This window comes from Amycolatopsis benzoatilytica AK 16/65, assembly GCF_000383915.1.
Classification (GTDB): domain Bacteria; phylum Actinomycetota; class Actinomycetes; order Mycobacteriales; family Pseudonocardiaceae; genus Amycolatopsis; species Amycolatopsis benzoatilytica.
This window is the reverse complement of the sequence record NZ_KB912942.1, coordinates 3,767,829-3,784,018: the sequence shown is the minus strand read 5'-3', so window position 1 is coordinate 3,784,018 and position 16,190 is coordinate 3,767,829. Positions and strand designations below refer to the sequence as shown.

Sequence of the window (16,190 nt, the reverse complement as noted above, 5' to 3'; positions counted from 1 at the left end):
ACGGACGTCCGGGGCGGGTGCCGCGCAATCGCGTTGGCACCGATTTCCCGTATGGCGTACGCTTATACTGTCCGTACGGCATACGGGAAGGTGGGGGCATGACGATTCTGGTGACGGGCGCGACCGGCAACGTCGGTCGGCTGGCGGTCGACGAACTGGTGGCGCGGGGGGTTTCGGTGCGGGCGCTGACGGTGGATCCGCAGCGGGCGGCGCTGCCGGACGGCGTCGAGGTGGTGGTCGGCTCGTTGGCGAAGCCGTCGACGCTGCCGCCCGCGCTCGACGGCGTCGAGGCGGTCTACCTGGCGCCGTACCAGCGGACCGTGGGCCGGTTCTGCGAGCTGGCGGGCGAGGCCGGGATCCGGCGGGTAGTCGCGTTGTCCGGGTCGAGCGTCGGGGACACGCATCCCGGATCCAGCGGGCACGGATTCGCCGCGGTCGAGAAGGCGGTCGAGGCGGCCGGATTCGACTGGACATTTCTGCGGCCGGGGGCGTTCATGATGAACTCGCTGGGCTGGGCGCAGTCGGTGCGCAAGCACGGCGAGGTGCGGTCGGCGTACCCGGGGGCCGCCCAGGCGCCGATCGACCTGTCGGACATCGCCGCGGTAGCGGCGCACGTGCTGACCACCGATGGGCACGTCGGCAAGACGCATGTCCTGAGCGGGCCGGAGTCGATCTCACTGGAGCGGATGGCCGCGGCGATCGGCGAGGCGCTGGGCAAGCCGGTGTCGTTCGTCGAGCTGACCCCGGAGCAGCAGATGGCGGAGTGGACCGGGGTGGGTTATCCGGCGGACATCGCGTCCTGGCTGCTCGGCATATTCGAGCAGGCGGCGGCGCGGCCGGAGACGCCGACTGGCGTGGTGGAGGACCTGCTCGGCCGTTCGGGGGTGGCCTACGCGGAGTGGGCGAGCGCGAACGTCGCGGCGTTTTCCTGAGCGGAAGCCCGTGAGCGCCCTTTGGGGGACTTGCGCTCCGCGGGGGACCCCTTGACGGACGCAGATTCCGTGAAGGGCTCCTTGGGGGACTTGGATTCCCTCAGGGAGCCCTTCACGGCTTTTGGCTCGCGGCAGCCGGGGTGTCCGCGGTTCAGGCGAGCGCGGCGTCGAGGGTGATCGTCGTGCCGGCCAGCGCCTTCGACACCGGGCAGGTCTTCTCGGCGGTCTCGGCCAGCTCGGCGAACTGCTCGGCGGTGACGCCGTCGAGCTTCGCGCGCAGGGTGATCGCGATGCCGCTGATCTCGAACCCGCCGCCCTGGGCCGGTCCGAGGGTGACCTCGGCGGAGACGTCGATGGATTCGGCCTCCAGCTGCTGAGACTCCAGCACGCCGGACAAGTTCATCGCGAGGCAGGACGAGTGCGCGGCGGCGATCAGCTCTTCGGGGCTGGTATGCCCGTCCGGGTCGCCGGCGCGGGTCGGGAAGGTCACGGTGAACGTGCCGAGGTTCGACGAGTCGAAGGTGACTTCGCCCTTGCCCTTCTGCAGTCCGCCGGTCCAGTGGGTGGTCGCGTCGCGGCTGGGCATCGGTGCCTCCTGATCGGTGCGGGGGTTCGGACCCGGTCAACACTATTACACAATTTAATTGTGCACAAGTTATCCTCGGAAATTCGCTGGCCCGATGCTGCAGACTGCGGGCATGACTGAAGCTCCCGAGCGTCCTGACCCGCCGATGGCCGGCGACGAGCGTACTCAGCTCACCGGTTTTCTCGACTTCCTGCGCGCGAGCGTGGTGTGGAAATGCTCCGGACTGAGCGACGAGCAGGCGCGGCGGGAGCTCGTGCCCAGCAAGCTGACCACCGTCGCCGGGCTGTTGTGCCATCTCACGCTCGTCGAGAACTACTGGTTCCGCGTCGTGCTGGACGGCCAGCCCGACGAGTGGGCGGAGCGGCTGGAGATCGACCGCGACGCGGAGTTCCGCGCCGCGCTGGAGATCCCGATGGCCCAGCTGATCGCCGACTACCAGGCGGAGACCGAACGGTGCCGGGAAGTGGTGGCCGCCCGGGGGTTCGACGACACGGTGCTGTTCAAAGGCGACCGGGAGCTGACGGTGCGCTGGGTGGTGGCGCACATGATCGAGGAGACCGCGCGCCACCTGGGGCATCTCGACCTGCTGCGGGAGATGACGGACGGGCTCACCGGGGAGTGAGGCGGGGCCGCGGCCCGGGGCACGGCTTCCGCACCCCGGGCCGCGGTGGTGCGGGAGACCGGCGGCGGACCCGGCCAGGAGCCACCGCGCGAGAAAGCTCCGCTGGCCTGCCTGCCGCGTGCGAACCGCCAGGCCCGAGCGGGCCCCCGAACCCGCCGCCTACCGGTGCGCGGTCCGCTTCGGCGGCAGCGGGACGAACCCGCTGGTCCGCTCCACGTAATCGGCATAACCCGGCCGCCGCTCGCGCAAGCTCTTCTCCAGCATCGGCTTCCCCGTGCCCTTCGCCAGGGTGGCCGTCATCGCGAGCGGGGACAGCACCGTCGCCACGCCGGGCCAGGTGGAGCAGGCGAGCAGGTAGAGGCCCCACCAGACGCAAGCGTCTCCGAAGTAGTTCGGGTGGCGGGTGTAGCGCCAGAGGCCGGTGTCGAGCACGTCGCCGCGGCGCGAGGGGTCGTCCCGGAAGCGGCGCAGCTGCTCGTCGCCGATCGTCTCGAAGGCGAAGCCGACCAGCCAGACCGCGACGCCGAGCCAGCCGGTCACCCCGAAACCGGTGCCGGACATGGCGAATTGCACCGGCAGCGAAACGAACCACAGCACCACGGCCTGTACCAAGTACGTCCGCACGAACACCCGGACGCCGGGGTTCGGCCCGGCGCGTTCGACGATCTCCTTGTACCGCGGGTCCTCCGGCCGCGAGTGGTTGCGCAGGTGCAGGTGAACGGCCAGCCGGACGCCCCACGCCACGGTCAGGCCGGCGACGGTCAGGCGCAGCGCGAGCGGACCGGTGCCGAAAGGGAACGCGGTCACCGCCACGAGCGCGAAACCCAGGCCCCAGAACGTGTCGATGGTGTCGTAGCGGCGGCGCAGCCGGGCGATCCCGAACGTCGCCGTCACCGCGGCCAGCGTGATCGCGGCGGTGACGGCGAGCAGCGCGATCACACCCGCCCCCACGGCATTCCGCTGCGGCCGTCAGCGTCCGGGCGCACGGCCAGAATCTGGTCCACGCCCATCCGGTTCTCCTCGAACGCGAGCGCGCCGCCGGCCAGGTAGAGCCGCCAGACCCGTGCGCCGGCCTCGCCGATCAGCGCCACCGCTTCGTCCCACCGCTGCTCCAGCGTGTCCGCCCAGGCCCGCACGGTCGGCACGTAGTGCTCGCGCATCGCGTGCACGTCGCGGACTTCGAAACCGGCCGTTTCGAGATGGCTCAGGGTGCGGCTCAGCGGACGCATCGTCATGTCCGGGGCGACATAGCGTTCGATGAACGCGCCGCCGCCGGGAGCGATCGCGCCGCGCGACATCTGCTGCAGCAGCAGGCGCCCGGTCGGCTTGAGCGACCGGAACAGCGTCGCCGCGTAGGCCGGGTAGTTCTGCTCGCCGACGTGTTCGCCCATTTCGACCGAGGCTACGGCGTCGAAAGACTCGTCGCCGAGCTCCCGGTAGTCCTGCCTGCGGACCTCGACCCGGTCGTCCAGGTCGTGCTGCGCGAGCCGGGCTTTCACGTGCTGCGCCTGCTCCGCCGAGATCGTCACGCCGACCGCTTGGACGCCGTGGTGCTTGGCCGCGTGCAGCAGCAGCGAGCCCCAGCCGCAGCCGACGTCGAGCAGGCGCATCCCCGGCCGCAGGCCGAGTTTCCGGCAGATCAGGTCGAGTTTGTCGTGCTGTGCCCGGGCGAGGTCGGCCGGGTCGGACCACAAGCCCGCCGAGTAGGCCATCGAATCGTCCAGCAGGAGCTGGTAGAAGCTGTTCGACAGGTCGTAGTGGTGCGAGATCGCCGACCGGTCGCGGCCGAGGCTGTGCAGCGGGCCGCGCAGCCGGGCCTCCTCGGCAGGCGGGCGGGGCGGCAGGCCGAGCACGCCCAGCCGGGCGGCGAGCTTGGCCGCCCGGGCGAGGTCGCGGGCGGCCAGCTGCGGCCGGTAAGCCCAGATCCGGCGGAAGCCTTCGGTGAGATCGCCCTCGACGTCCAGATCGCCGGAAACGTACGCGCGCGCGAGCCCCAGCTCGCCCGGCGCGAACAGCAGCCAGCGCAGCGCGCGGCGGTTCTTCAGCACGGCGGTCGGCCCGGCGGGACCGGCCTGGCTCCCGTCCCAGGCGCGGATCGCGACGGGCAGCGGCCCGCCGAGGAGGCGTTCGGCGAAGTCGGCGAGGCGGTGCGCAGCGGAATTCGGCATGCCCGGACTTCGGCGCCGGTGCGCGCGCGGATTGGTGCGAACCCGGACCCATCCGCGGCGGGACCGGCGCCGAATCCCCGTCGTGCACCACACCACGGGACAACGCATCGCTGTCATCGGCAGCGGGGTCGCCGGCCTCACCGCCGCGTACCTCCTGCAGCGCCGCCATGAGGTTCTGCTGTTCGAGGCCGACGACCGGCTCGGCGGACATGCCCACACTCACGACGTGCCCAGCGCGCACGGCGGAACGGTCGGCGTGGACTCCGGGTTCATCGTCCACAACGAGCGCACCTACCCGACGCTCATCCGGCTGTTCGACGAGCTCGGCGTCCGCACCCGCGCCACCGAAATGTCGATGAGCATCCGCTGCGACGGCTGCGGCCTGCAGTACGCCGGGGCGAAGGGGCTGTCCGGTCTGTTCGCGCAACGGCGCAACGCCGGGTCGGCCCGCTACCTGATGATGCTGGCCGAGGTGAAACGCTTTCACCGGCACGCCGCGCGGCTGCTGGACCGGCCGGACGCCGGCGACGTCCCGCTCGGTGCGTTCCTGGCGATCGGCGGGTACTCGCAGTACTTCGTCGACCATTTCGTGTTGCCGCTGGTTTCCACCGTGTGGTCGGCCGACCGTGCCGACACCAAGCGGTACCCGGCGCGGTACCTGTTCGAGTTCCTTCGCAACCACGGCATGCTCACCGTCGGGAATTCGCCGACCTGGCGGACGGTCGTCGGCGGCTCGCGGGAGTACGTCGAGCGGGCGGCGAAGCAGCTGACGGCCGTCCACCTGTCCACCCCGGTACGCGCGGTGCGACGGACCGCCCACGGCGTCGAGGTGCGCGACGACGCGGACACTCCGCACCGCGTCGACCGCGTGGTGGTCGCGACGCACGCGGACCAGGCGCTGCGGCTGCTGGCCGATCCCACCGCGGCCGAGCGGGAACTGCTCGGCGCGTTCAGGTACTCCCGCAACGAAGCTTGGCTGCACACCGATCCCGCCGTGCTGCCCACCGTTCCTGCCGCGCGGGCGTCGTGGAACTACCGGACGCCCTCCTGCGGCGCGGATCTGAACGCCGTCCAGGTCACCTACGACCTGAACCGACTGATGGGGCTGGAGGAGACGACCACCTACGCGGTCACCCTGAACCCGGGCGAGCAGCCCCGTTCGGCGGTGGCGAAGATGTCCTACGAGCACCCGGTCTACACGCCGGAATCCGTTGCCGCGCAACGTCGGCTGCCGGAGCTGAACGACGGCACGCTCGCCTACGCCGGCGCGTACCAAGGCTGGGGGTTCCACGAGGACGGCTGCTCCTCGGGCGTCCGCGCGGCGGCCAGTTTCGGGGTGAGCTGGTGACGGCTGCCCTCTACGACGCCACCGTCGCGCACGTCCGCCGCGCCGGTCCGCGCTACTCCTTCGCGCACCGCATGTACCTGTGGCTGGCCGATCTCGACGACCTGCCGCAGCTCCCGCGCTGGCTCCGCCCGTTCGCCCGGTTCGACGGGCGCGATCACTTCGCCCGAGACGAGCCGGGCGACATCCGGTCCAAGCTGGACCGCTGGCTGGCGCGCCATGGAGTGGATCTGCGAGGCGGGCCGGTCGTGATGCTCGCGTCCGCGCGGGCACTGGGGTACGTGTTCAACCCGATCACCGTCTACTGGTGCCACACGCCGGACGGCGAGCTCGCCTGTGTCGTGGCCGAGGTGCACAACACCTACCGGGGCAGGCACGCCTACCTGCTCCGTCCCGGCGAGGAGCTGCGGGCGGACAAGGAGTTCTACGTGTCGCCGTTCCAGCCGATGACCGGGGAGTACCGGATGCATCTGCCGCGCCCGGACGCACTGCTGGCGCTGACCGTCGTCCTGCACCACGACGGCGAGCCGGCGCTGACCGCTACGCTGCGGGGAGTCCGCCGTCCGATCGGACCGCGCACCCTCGCGCGGTACCTGCTGGGCCGGCCGTTGCAGCCGCAGCGGGTGTCCGCGCTGATCCGCCGGCACGGTCTCGCCCTGTGGCGCCGCCGCGCGCCGATCACCGCCCGGACCGCGTTCGACACGGGAGCCTGCCATGGATGAGAACGCTCGCGAGAGCCAACCGCTCGCCGCGGTGCCGGCCGGGGCCGAGGACTTGATGGCGTTGGTCGCCAAGGGCGACGAGCGGGCTTTCGAGCGGCTCTACGACCAGCTCGCCGGCCCGGTCTACGGACTGGTCCGCCGCATCGTGCGGGATCCCGCGCAGTCCGAGGAGGTCGCGCAGGAAGTGCTCGTGGAACTGTGGAAGACCGCCACGCGCTACTCCGCGGAGAAGGGCAGCGTCCTGAACTGGGCCATGACGCTGGCGCACCGGCGGGCGGTGGACCGGGTGCGGTCCGCGCGGGCGAGCACCGAACGAGAGCAAAAAGCCACCTTCGAAGCCGCGCGCGGCCGTCCGTTCGACGAGGTCGCCGAATCGGTCGCGACCCGTCTGGAGCGCTCGGCGGTGCGCCGCTGCCTGAAGGCGCTCACCGAATTGCAGCGGGAATCCGTTCTGCTGGCGTACTACCAGGGCTACACCTATCGCGAGGTCGCCGACGTGCTGGAGACCCCGCAGGGAACGGTCAAAACCAGACTGCGTGACGGGCTGATCCGATTGCGCGACTGCTTGGGGGTGACGGCGTGACCAGTCCGGAGATGCACACCTTGGCGGGTGCCTATGCGCTCGACGCGGTGTCGGAGACCGAAGCCGCGCAGTTCCGCCGCCATCTCGAACAATGCGAAGCCTGCGCGCAGGAAGTGCGGGAGCTGCGCGAGACCGCCGCCCGGCTCGGCGCGGCGATGGACGAGCAGCCGCCGTCCGGATTCAAGGACCGGGTGCTCGCGGAAATGCGGACCACGCCCCAGCTGCCGCCGCGGACCGGGCAGGCCGAACCGGAGGAGCGGACCCGCGGCCCGCGTCGCTGGCCGATGCTGTTCGCGGCGGCCGCCGCGGTGATCGGGCTCGCGCTCGCCGGCGTGTTCGGCGCCGTCGCGCTGAACACCAGCAGCCAGCTGCACAGCGCACAGTCCCAATTGGACGACGCGCGCAACCGGTACCTGCCGGTGGCGGAACTGCTCGCCGCGCCGGACGCGCAGACCGTCCACGTCGCGGCGCCGCACGGGGGCGGCGGCACGGTGATGGTGTCGCACCAGCTCGACCGCGTGATGTTCCTGCAGTCGGGGCTGCCGCCGGTGCCGGCCGGACAGGTCTACGAAGCCTGGCTGATGGGTCCCGAACTCGCCCCGCGACCGGCCGGGCTGCTGCCTGGCGGGCCCTCGGGTTCGCTGGTCGTGGCGGACGGATTGGCTGGTGCGCAGCAGTTCGCGGTGAGCGTGGAGCAGGCCGGCGGATCGCCGACCGGCAAGCCGTCGAAGGACGTCGTGCTGATCGCGTCGGTGCCCGCATAGCAGACCCCACGACGGGCCTGGCGGCGGGTGCCGGCCTTGCACGCGGGTTCGCCTTGTGGCAAAACACCTTTGCCGCAGCACGGCGTGGCTACTGGATTAGAGCTTGCGCGGCGCCTACCGTCCTGCCTTGACGCCGGTGGTTGACATAACTCTCACTCTCGGGTTGAGGTTGAGGGTTTCCGGCCCCGGCGGGCGGCATGTGCACATCACGATCAGGAAGGCGGACCCGATGACGCCCCCGCACAACTACCTTGCGGTGATCAAGGTCGTCGGCATCGGCGGCGGCGGCGTGAACGCCGTGAACCGGATGATCGAGGTCGGCCTCAAAGGTGTCGAGTTCATCGCGGTGAACACCGACGCGCAGGCATTGCTCATGTCCGACGCCGACGTCAAGCTCGACATCGGCCGGGAACTGACCCGCGGCCTCGGCGCCGGCGCCGCCCCCGAGGTGGGGCAGAAGGCGGCCGAGGACCACCGGGAAGAGATCGAAGAGGTCATCAAGGGCGCCGACATGGTGTTCGTGACCGCGGGCGAGGGCGGCGGCACCGGCACCGGCGGCGCGCCGGTCGTCGCGCAGATCGCCCGCAAGCTCGGCGCGCTCACCATCGGCGTGGTGACCCGCCCGTTCACCTTCGAGGGCAAGCGCCGCGGCAAGCAGGCCGAGGAAGGCATCCAGGCGCTGCGCAACGAGTGCGACACGCTGATCGTCATCCCGAACGACCGGCTGCTGCAGCTCGGCGACATCGGCGTGTCCCTGATGGACGCGTTCCGCTCCGCCGACGAGGTGCTGCTGTCCGGTGTCCAGGGCATCACCGACCTGATCACCACCCCGGGCCTGATCAACCTGGACTTCGCCGACGTCAAGAGCGTCATGTCCGGCGCGGGCTCCGCGCTGATGGGCATCGGCTCGGCGCGCGGCGAGGGCCGGGCGATCCAGGCCGCGGAGAAGGCGATCAACTCGCCGCTGCTGGAAGCGTCGATGGACGGGGCGCACGGCGCGCTGCTGTCCATCGCGGGCGGCTCGGACCTCGGGCTGTTCGAGATCAACGAGGCCGCGTCGCTGGTGCAGGAATCGGCGCACCCGGACGCGAACATCATCTTCGGGACGATCATCGACGACTCGCTCGGCGACGAGGTCCGGGTGACGGTGATCGCGGCCGGCTTCGACGCCGGCGCGCCCACCCACAAGAAGCTCGACCCGCCGGCGTTCAGCGGCAAGAGCGGCAACGGGACGGCGTCCGCGTCGGCCGGGCAGGTCGGCGGCTCCGGCCAGTCGTCCCCGCCGCAGACCGGGGCCACCCCGGTGCCGCCCGCGGGCAGCTCCGGCTACCCGGTCGCGCCGCCGCGCACCTCGCAGCCCGGGCTCCCGCAGCCCGGCGCCGGCACCCCGCCGGGCGGCCTGCCCCAGCCCGGCGGCGGCTCGCGCGGCTACTCGCCGATCGGGTCCGGCTCGGCGACCGGCGGCCTGCCCAGCAGGCCGACCACGGTGCACGACGATCCGACCGACGACGACGTGGACGTCCCGCCGTTCATGCGGCGGTAAGCAGGAACCTCGGCAGCGGCCGTCCCGACATGTTCGGGGCGGCCGCTGTCGTATGCCCGGCTCTCGGGAGCGTCGGCGCCGGGGAGGACCGGGACGAACACTCCCGAGGCTCGGGCCGGGCGCCGGGTGCGGGTTTTGGCAGGATGACAGGGTGCGCGTACGACGAATCGTCACGACCAGGGCGGGCGGGGCATCCCGGCCGCCGTACGACAGTTTCAACCTCGGCGACCACGTCGGCGACGACGCGGGAGACGTGTATGCCAACCGCAAGCGGCTGGCGTCCGAACTCGGCCTCGCCGAGGACCGGCTGGCCTGGATGGAGCAGGTGCACGGCCGCACCGCGACCGTGGTGGACGGCAGCGAGACCTCGGCCGCCGAGGCGACCGACGCGCTGGTGACCGATCGTCCGGGCGTCGCGCTGGTGGTGCTGGTCGCGGACTGCGTGCCGGTGCTGATGGCGGATCCGGAAGCCGGAGTGATCGCCGCGGTGCACGCCGGCCGGGTCGGCGCGCGGGTGGGCGTGCTGCCGGCCGCGCTGGCGGCGATGCGCGACCTGGGCGCCGATCCGGCCCGCGTCGAGGCCCTGCTCGGCCCGGCGATCTGCGGCGACTGCTACGAGGTGCCGGCCGCGATGGCGGCCGACGTCGAGAAGCATCTGCCGGGGAGTTCGTGCAAGACGCGGAAGGGAACGACGGGGCTGGACCTGCGTGCCGGGCTCTGGCAGCAGCTGGCGGACCTCGGCGTGGGCCGGGTCGGCGCGGACCCGCGCTGCACGGCGGAGGACAAGACGCTGTTCAGCTTCCGCCGCGACGGGACGACCGGGCGGATCGCGGGAATCACCTGGCTGGAAGAGGAGACAGCGTGACCGGGCGGCCGGGGGACGGCGCGGCGGATACGGGCCGTGGATCGGCCGAGGACCAGACGATGTCGTCCGTTAAGGGCCCCTTGCCGGAATCAGCGTCCGTGAAGGGCCCCTTGAGGGAATCTAAGTCCGGCAAGGGGCCCCTCACGGACGCGGGGGCCGGGGGCGAAGCGAACGGCGAAAGCGACGAAGCCGCCGAGGCGCTCGCTGTCCGGCGGGAAGAACTCGCCGCCGCGCTGGCCGAGGTCGAAGAACGCATCGCGGCCGCCTGCGCCGCCGCCGGCCGGGAGCGCGGCGAAGTGCGGCTGCTGGGCGTCACCAAGACCCGGCCGGCGAGCGACGCCGCCCTCCTGACCGACCTCGGCCTGCTGAACCTCGCCGAGAACCGCGACCAGGAAGCCGGTCCGAAGGCGGCCGAGGTCGCCGCGCTCCGTCCGGACGCGAAGCCGCGCTGGCACATGGTCGGGCGGCTGCAGCGGAACAAAGCCCGCTCGGTCGTCCGCTGGGCGGACGAGGTGCAGTCGGTCGACTCCGTCCGCCTCGCCGACGCGCTCGCCCGTGCGGTCGCCGCCGCCCGCGAAGCAGGGGAGCGCAGCGGGCCGCTCGACGTGATGGTCCAGGTGAGCCTCGACGGGGACGTCGCACGCGGTGGCACCGCACTGGACGACGTCGACGCCCTCGCCGCGCACATCACCCACACGGGGGAGTTGCGGTTGCGTGGCGTGATGGCGGTGGCCCCTCTGGGGGAAGACCCGGGCACGGCTTTTGCCCGGCTGGCCCTGGCTGCGGAAAGAGTCCGGGCGGAGCACCCGGAAGCGGCTGAAGTGTCCGCCGGAATGAGCCATGATCTGGACCAGGCGATCCGGCACGGCTCGACGTGTGTGCGTGTCGGAACCGCGTTGCTCGGCAGCCGCGGTTTAGCCTCGCCGTAGGGAGTCCGTCCGCCGGTCACGTTTAGTGTCCGGCCGGGCGGGGCACAACGGTGCGGGAGCGCCGAGGGTCGCAAGGGCTAGGGAGAGGCATGAGCGCGCTGCAGAAGCTGAAGGCCTACTTCGGTATGGTGCCCGCGGACGAGGACGGCTACGAGGCCGAGTACGACGACTACGACGACGGCTACGACCAGCCCCCGGCCCGGTCCCGGTCGCGCTACCGCGACGTCGAGGACGGGTACGAGGAGCCGGTCCCGCGAGTGCGGTCACGCTCGGTCACTGCCGAGCCGACCACGCACGGCGCGCTCGCGGTCGACCGGCAGCCGGAGCCGGTGGCCCGGCTGCGGCCGGTGGCCGAGCCGGTCCCCGCCCCGTCGCGGGACCCGCTGAGCCGGATCACCACCCTGCATCCCACGAGCTACATCGAGGCGCGCGCCATCGGCGAGCACTACCGCGAGGGCATTCCGGTGATCATCAACCTCACCGAGATGGAGAACGCGGACGCGAAGCGGATCGTGGACTTCGCGGCGGGGCTGGCGTTCGCCGTGCGCGGGTCGATGGACAAGGTCACCAACAAGGTGTTCCTTCTCTCGCCGCCGGACGTCGACGTGACCGCCGAGGACCGCAGGCGGATCGCCGAGGGCGGATTGTTCCTGCGCGGGTGAACACATCGGACCGCTGGGCGCAGCAAGACGTGATTTAGTCGACTATGCGGCCCGGCGGACGGCTTGATGCGCGTTATCGAGCTGTCGCCCGCTAGAGTGGTTCCCGTGACTGCTGTGTGGCTTGCGATCTGGTACGTGCTGTTTGCCTTCTGGCTGCTGCTCACGGCCCGGATCGTGGTCGAGCTCGTGCGCACCTTCGCGCGCGAATGGCGTCCCGCCGGAGGGGTTGCGGTGACGCTCGAGACCATCTACACAGTGACCGACCCGCCGGTGCGGTTGTTCCGCCGGATGATTCCGATGGTCCGGATCGGCGGCGTAGGACTGGACTTGTCGATTATGGTGCTGCTGTTGGTTGTGTTCTTCGCGATGCAACTGACGCCCAGGTGATCGGGGAAACCCGGGTGCTGACAGCAGTCCATGGAGTGCGTGAGGTGATCTGATGTCGTTGACCCCCGCTGACGTGCATAACGTCGCGTTCAGCAAGCCGCCCATCGGCAAGAGGGGCTACAACGAGGACGAGGTGGACGCGTTCCTCGACCTGGTGGAGACCGAGCTTGCCCGGTTGATCGAGGACAACAACGAGCTGCGCCAGCAGGTCGAGCAGCTCGACCGCGAGCTGGAGTCGACCCGCTCGGAGCTCGAGAACGCGAAGGTCGCCGGCCCGCCGCCGGCACGGGACCCGGAGCCGTCGCGTCGGCTCGCGCCGGTCCCGCCTCCCGCCTCGGCGATGGAGCAGACCCAGGCGCACTCGATGGTCCCGGACGCCGGCGAGCCGAACGTCCAGGCGGCCAAGGTGCTCGGCCTGGCGCAGGAGATGGCCGACCGGCTCACCGCCGAGGCCAAGACCGAGTCCGACGGCATGCTGGCGGAGGCGCGGACCAAGTCCGAGCAGCTGCTGTCCGACGCCCGGGCGAAGTCCGACTCGATGGTCAACGAGGCGCGTACTCGTGCCGAGACCATGCTGAACGACGCGCGCACGCGTGCCGAGACGCTGGAGCGCCAGGCGCGCGACAAGGCGACCACGATGGAACGCGAGTCGCAGCGCAAGTACACCGAGACGATGAACAACCTGAACGCCGAGAAGGGCGCTCTGGGCAAGAAGATCGAAGAGCTCCGCACGATCGAGCGGGAGTACCGCACCCGGCTGCGCGGTTTCCTCGAGTCCCAGCTGCGCGAACTCGACGACCGCGGCTCGGCGGCCCCGGCCTCCGCGTCGTCCGGCTCGAACCAGTCCTCGACCGGCGGCAGCGGCCAGGGCTACTCGTTCGGCCCGCGCGCCGAAGCCGGCTGATCTGATCCGGCGAAACCCCGCCCGGTCCTCTGTGGACCAGGCGGGGTTTCGGCGTGCCCGCGGTCGGCACGGCCACGGTGGGAAACCGTCGTGGTACGCCGCGTGGGCGGGTCGCGCCCCTCTCGCGGGCGGCACGTGCTGTAATTCAGCGTGCTCTACATCGTCCTTCTTCTGGTGCTGGCGGCTCTCGGGCTGCTCGTCACGGCCCTCGTCACGGGCACTTCGCTGTGGGCCTGGGTCTCCATCGGGCTGTCCGTGCTCGCCGGTCTGCTGCTGCTCGTCGATTGGCTGCGCCGGCGCAGGCGCGCGCCCGAATCGGATGCGGAGCCCGAAGCGGCGGCGGACGAGGACGAGGACAAGCCGGCGGACTCGGCCGCGGACACGGACGTGACGGCGGACGTGCCCGCCGAAGAAGAAGCCGAGCAGACCGCGCTGATCCCGAAGACCGGAGAGCTGGGCGACCCGGCCGACGTGCCGCATCCGGACGTGACCGCCGAGCCCGCGGCGGCGGAGGCGAAGGCGGCCCGCGACACCCCGCCCGGCGAGGAGGAGACCGCGGCGGAAGACCTCGCGGTGGTCAAGGAACTCGAGGACGAGGTCGTGGTCGTCGACGAGTACCCGCGCTACCACCTGGTCGACTGCGGCTGGCTGTCCGGCCGCGACACGATCCCGATCGGTGTCGGCGAGGCGCGCCAGCTCGGCTTCACACCGTGCGCCCGCTGCGGTCCGGACGGAGTGCTGGCGGCTGCGCACCGCTGACCCGGCCCGAGCGGTCGGCCGGGGAGGACAGGCGTTGCCGCTGAGGTAACGCTGAGCAGACCCCCGAGTACGGCGTTGCCGCTCACGAAACGCTGAGCAGGTCCGCGAGCACGGCGTTGCCGCTCACGAAACGCCGAGCACGTCCCCGAGCACGGCGCTCCCGCTATCGGTGAGCTGAACCGCCCGGTGTGCCTTCGCTCGCGAGCGCAGCCACCCGGCCGCCATGAACCGTTCGGTCACCGCCGCGCCCAGTGCACCGGCGAGGTGATGTCGCTGCTCGGTCCAGTCCAGGCAGAACCGCAGCAGTGGCCGCCGCCCCGCCGCCGCCATCGCGACGTCCACTCCCAGCTCCCCGAACACCTCGGCCGAGGCGGGTCCCAGTACGTACGGATGTTCCGGCAGCTGCGAGGAAATCCGGTCCCCGGCGCGGCGGCGGGTGGTCGGGTCACCGTCCACAGTGGCCAGTGCGCCCCGGTCCAGCAGCGCCGCGGTGATGGTCACGCCGAGCCGACCGGCGACGTGGTCGTAGCACAGCCGCGCGGTGCGCAGGGCTTCCGCTCGCGTGCCTTCCCGCAACGAGCGCACCGCGCGGGCGGGGGAGTGCCGGGCCAGCGCTTCCAGCAGTTCCGGGGCGGCCCCGGCGATGCGGTAGAACCGGTGGCGGCCGGATTTCTCCGCGGTCACCAAGCCGGCGGCCAGCAGTTTGGACAGATGCGAGCTGACGCCCTGCGCCGAGAGCCCGGCCTCGCTCGCCAGCACCGAGGCGGCCAGCGCCCGGCCGTCCGCGAGCGCCATCAGCACCCGGGCCCGCGCCGGATCGGCGAACAGGGCGGCGGTGCGGGCGATGTCGGCGTCTCCTTCCATCCGTCCAGGATGCCCCTCGCACACTTCCACCGCGACGGAAGCGTTCCCGAGGTCTGCTGGACCTATGCGCACCGCGATCCTGTTCACCATGTGCGCCGGGATGTTCCTGGTGCAGCTCGACGTCACCGTCGTCAACGTCGCCCTTCCCACCCTGGGCGGCGAATTGCACGCCACCCTCCCGCAGCTGCAGTGGGTGGTCGTCGGCTACTCCGTCGTCCTGGCCGCGCTGCTGCTGACCGGGGGAGCGCTCGGCGACGTCCTCGGGCACCGCGGGGTGGTGCTCGCCGGACTGGGGGTGTTCGGGGCGGCGTCCGCCGGGTGCGGGCTCGCCGAGTCGGCGGGCTGGCTGGTCGCGGGCCGTGCGGTGCAAGGCGTCGGGGCGGCGTTGCTGCTTCCCGGCACGATGGCGGTGCTCACCGGTACGTTCCCGGGGCGCGAGGAGCGGGCGAAGGCGCTCGGCGTCTGGGCCGGGGTTTCGGCGCTGGCGCTGCCGTCGGGGCCGTTGCTGGGCGGGCTTCTGGTCCAGGCGGCGGGGTGGCGGCCGGTGTTTTGGCTGAACGTCCCGATCGTCGCCGCGGCGGCGGTGGCGACTCGCCGGCTGGTGCCGCGCGACGTCCGCAAGCCGGGCCGCGTCGACCTGCCCGGCGCGGCGACGGCGGCGCTGGCTCTGGGTTCGGGCGTCTACGCGGTGATCGCGAAAACGCCGTGGGCCGGGCTGGTCGCCGCGGTCGCGACGGCGGCCTTCGTGATCGTGGAAACGCGTTCGGCGGAACCGATGCTGCCGTTGCCGCTGCTGCGTTCCCGGCAGACCGCGGGCGCGAACCTGGTGTCCGCGGCGATGAACTTCGTCGGCCTCGGCTCGGTCCTGGTGTTCACCCTGTACCTGCAGGACGTCCTCGGCGCGCACCCGATCGCCGCGGCGATCGCGCTGCTGCCGATGTTCTTGCCGCTCGTCCTGGTCAGCCCGGTCACCGGCAGGCTCACCGCGCGGTTCGGCCCGCGGCCGCAGATCCTGGCCGGGCTGCTGCTCGGCGCGGCGGCGATGCTGAACCTGCTCCGGATCGGCCCCGGCACCGGATACGGCACGCTGCTGCCGACGCTGCTCGTGCTGAGCGTCGGAATGGGCCTGCTGACGGCGGCGGTGGTGACCGCTGCGGTGGCGGACGCGCCAGGGGAACGGGCGGGGATCGCAGGCGGCGTCAACAATGCCGCGAGACAGGCCGGCGGCGCGCTCGGCGTGGCGGTTTTCGGTGCGGTGGCGGGGGAACCGGCGGTGCGCGGCGCGTTCGAGCACGGGTTGCATGTGCTGGGGTTCGTGTCGGCGGGCCTGTGGGCGGCAGCCGCGGCGCTCGCGGCGGTGACCGTGCGCGGGCGGGATCGGGGCAAGCGGCTAGCTCGGGTGAGCTGATCCGTGGGACGACGTTCGATACAGGGGCGCGGACGGGTGGGTCCGGGGGAGGCGAACCGCTTTCGTCGCCTCCCGCGAAAGCCCGGAGCAGGTGCCGGGCTACCGGATAGTCGAGGCGCCGAAGATCCCGCGGCACTTCAACCTCCG

At 71.8% G+C, this 16,190-nt stretch carries 18 protein-coding genes; 14 read left to right on the top strand and 4 right to left on the bottom strand.

All coding sequences use genetic code 11. From position 1 onward, the window contains the following. Positions 1 to 98 precede the first annotated feature (98 nt). Complete coding sequence (locus tag AMYBE_RS0117240; RefSeq protein WP_020660638.1) at positions 99 to 932, top strand: NAD(P)H-binding protein; 834 nt, start codon at positions 99 to 101, stop codon at positions 930 to 932. A 151-nt stretch (positions 933 to 1,083) separates the two neighbouring features. Here the strand turns inward: AMYBE_RS0117240 and AMYBE_RS0117235 are convergent, their stop codons facing one another. Beyond that, on the bottom strand, positions 1,084 to 1,518 hold the full coding sequence (locus tag AMYBE_RS0117235; protein ID WP_020660637.1) for an OsmC family peroxiredoxin: 435 nt from the start codon (positions 1,516 to 1,518) through the stop codon (positions 1,084 to 1,086). 112 nt (positions 1,519 to 1,630) lie between these two features. On the opposite strand from AMYBE_RS0117235, the gene AMYBE_RS0117230 reads away from it, so the two are divergent. Then, positions 1,631 to 2,140, top strand: coding sequence for a DinB family protein (locus tag AMYBE_RS0117230; RefSeq protein ID WP_027927745.1), 510 nt, complete (start codon positions 1,631 to 1,633; stop codon positions 2,138 to 2,140). 159 nt (positions 2,141 to 2,299) lie between these two features. Here AMYBE_RS0117230 and AMYBE_RS0117225 read toward each other — a convergent pair whose 3' ends face one another. After that, the gene (locus AMYBE_RS0117225) at positions 2,300 to 3,091 is read right to left on the bottom strand and encodes a DUF1295 domain-containing protein (RefSeq protein ID WP_020660635.1); all 792 of its coding nucleotides are present in this window, start codon (positions 3,089 to 3,091) and stop codon (positions 2,300 to 2,302) included. Then, on the bottom strand, positions 3,076 to 4,308 hold the full coding sequence (locus AMYBE_RS0117220) for an SAM-dependent methyltransferase (protein ID WP_020660634.1): 1,233 nt from the start codon (positions 4,306 to 4,308) through the stop codon (positions 3,076 to 3,078). Before AMYBE_RS0117220 ends, AMYBE_RS0117225 begins: the two co-directional genes overlap by 16 nt. Before the next feature lie 82 nt (positions 4,309 to 4,390). Here AMYBE_RS0117220 and AMYBE_RS0117215 point away from each other — a divergent pair, with 82 nt between their 5' ends. The 11 genes from AMYBE_RS0117215 to AMYBE_RS0117165 all read left to right on the top strand — a co-directional run bounded on the left by AMYBE_RS0117215 (position 4,391) and on the right by AMYBE_RS0117165 (position 13,771). Further along, a complete protein-coding gene (locus tag AMYBE_RS0117215) occupies positions 4,391 to 5,656 on the top strand; it encodes an NAD(P)/FAD-dependent oxidoreductase (protein ID WP_020660633.1) in 1,266 nt (421 codons plus the stop codon). Next, positions 5,650 to 6,375, top strand: a complete 726-nt coding sequence (locus AMYBE_RS0117210) for a DUF1365 domain-containing protein (protein WP_027927744.1) — start codon at positions 5,650 to 5,652, stop codon at positions 6,373 to 6,375. The genes AMYBE_RS0117215 and AMYBE_RS0117210 overlap by 7 nt, the downstream gene beginning before the upstream one ends. Then, the gene (gene sigK / locus AMYBE_RS0117205; protein WP_020660631.1) at positions 6,368 to 6,958 is read left to right on the top strand and encodes an ECF RNA polymerase sigma factor SigK; all 591 of its coding nucleotides are present in this window, start codon (positions 6,368 to 6,370) and stop codon (positions 6,956 to 6,958) included. The genes AMYBE_RS0117210 and sigK overlap by 8 nt, the downstream gene beginning before the upstream one ends. Next, positions 6,955 to 7,722 carry an anti-sigma factor gene (locus AMYBE_RS0117200; protein ID WP_020660630.1) on the top strand — a complete coding sequence of 256 codons (768 nt, stop codon included), beginning with the start codon at positions 6,955 to 6,957 and terminating at the stop codon, positions 7,720 to 7,722. The genes sigK and AMYBE_RS0117200 overlap by 4 nt, the downstream gene beginning before the upstream one ends. Positions 7,723 to 7,951: 229 nt before the next feature. Continuing rightward, positions 7,952 to 9,265: a cell division protein FtsZ gene (gene ftsZ / locus AMYBE_RS0117195; protein ID WP_020660629.1), complete on the top strand. Its 1,314-nt coding sequence runs from the start codon at positions 7,952 to 7,954 to the stop codon at positions 9,263 to 9,265. A gap of 151 nt (positions 9,266 to 9,416) precedes the next feature. After that, complete coding sequence (gene pgeF, locus AMYBE_RS0117190) at positions 9,417 to 10,130, top strand: peptidoglycan editing factor PgeF (protein WP_020660628.1); 714 nt, start codon at positions 9,417 to 9,419, stop codon at positions 10,128 to 10,130. A 98-nt stretch (positions 10,131 to 10,228) separates the two neighbouring features. Further along, positions 10,229 to 11,059: a YggS family pyridoxal phosphate-dependent enzyme gene (locus AMYBE_RS0117185; protein WP_020660627.1), complete on the top strand. Its 831-nt coding sequence runs from the start codon at positions 10,229 to 10,231 to the stop codon at positions 11,057 to 11,059. Positions 11,060 to 11,148: 89 nt separating this feature from the next. Continuing rightward, a complete protein-coding gene (locus AMYBE_RS0117180) occupies positions 11,149 to 11,721 on the top strand; it encodes a cell division protein SepF (RefSeq protein WP_020660626.1) in 573 nt (190 codons plus the stop codon). A gap of 114 nt (positions 11,722 to 11,835) precedes the next feature. Continuing rightward, entirely contained in the window at positions 11,836 to 12,108 is a 273-nt protein-coding gene (locus AMYBE_RS0117175) for a YggT family protein (protein WP_020660625.1), read from the top strand. A 52-nt stretch (positions 12,109 to 12,160) separates the two neighbouring features. Then, entirely contained in the window at positions 12,161 to 13,012 is an 852-nt protein-coding gene (gene wag31, locus AMYBE_RS0117170) for a DivIVA-like cell division protein Wag31 (RefSeq protein ID WP_020660624.1), read from the top strand. Positions 13,013 to 13,162: 150 nt separating this feature from the next. Further along, positions 13,163 to 13,771 (top strand): hypothetical protein, encoded by a 609-nt coding sequence (locus AMYBE_RS0117165; RefSeq protein WP_020660623.1) that lies wholly within the window; start codon positions 13,163 to 13,165, stop codon positions 13,769 to 13,771. 123 nt (positions 13,772 to 13,894) lie between these two features. Here AMYBE_RS0117165 and AMYBE_RS0117160 read toward each other — a convergent pair whose 3' ends face one another. Continuing rightward, a complete protein-coding gene (locus AMYBE_RS0117160; RefSeq protein WP_020660622.1) occupies positions 13,895 to 14,635 on the bottom strand; it encodes an ArsR/SmtB family transcription factor in 741 nt (246 codons plus the stop codon). 64 nt (positions 14,636 to 14,699) lie between these two features. Between AMYBE_RS0117160 and AMYBE_RS0117155 the strand changes: the two genes are divergently transcribed. Beyond that, positions 14,700 to 16,043 (top strand): MFS transporter, encoded by a 1,344-nt coding sequence (locus AMYBE_RS0117155; protein ID WP_020660621.1) that lies wholly within the window; start codon positions 14,700 to 14,702, stop codon positions 16,041 to 16,043. Positions 16,044 to 16,190 lie beyond the last annotated feature (147 nt).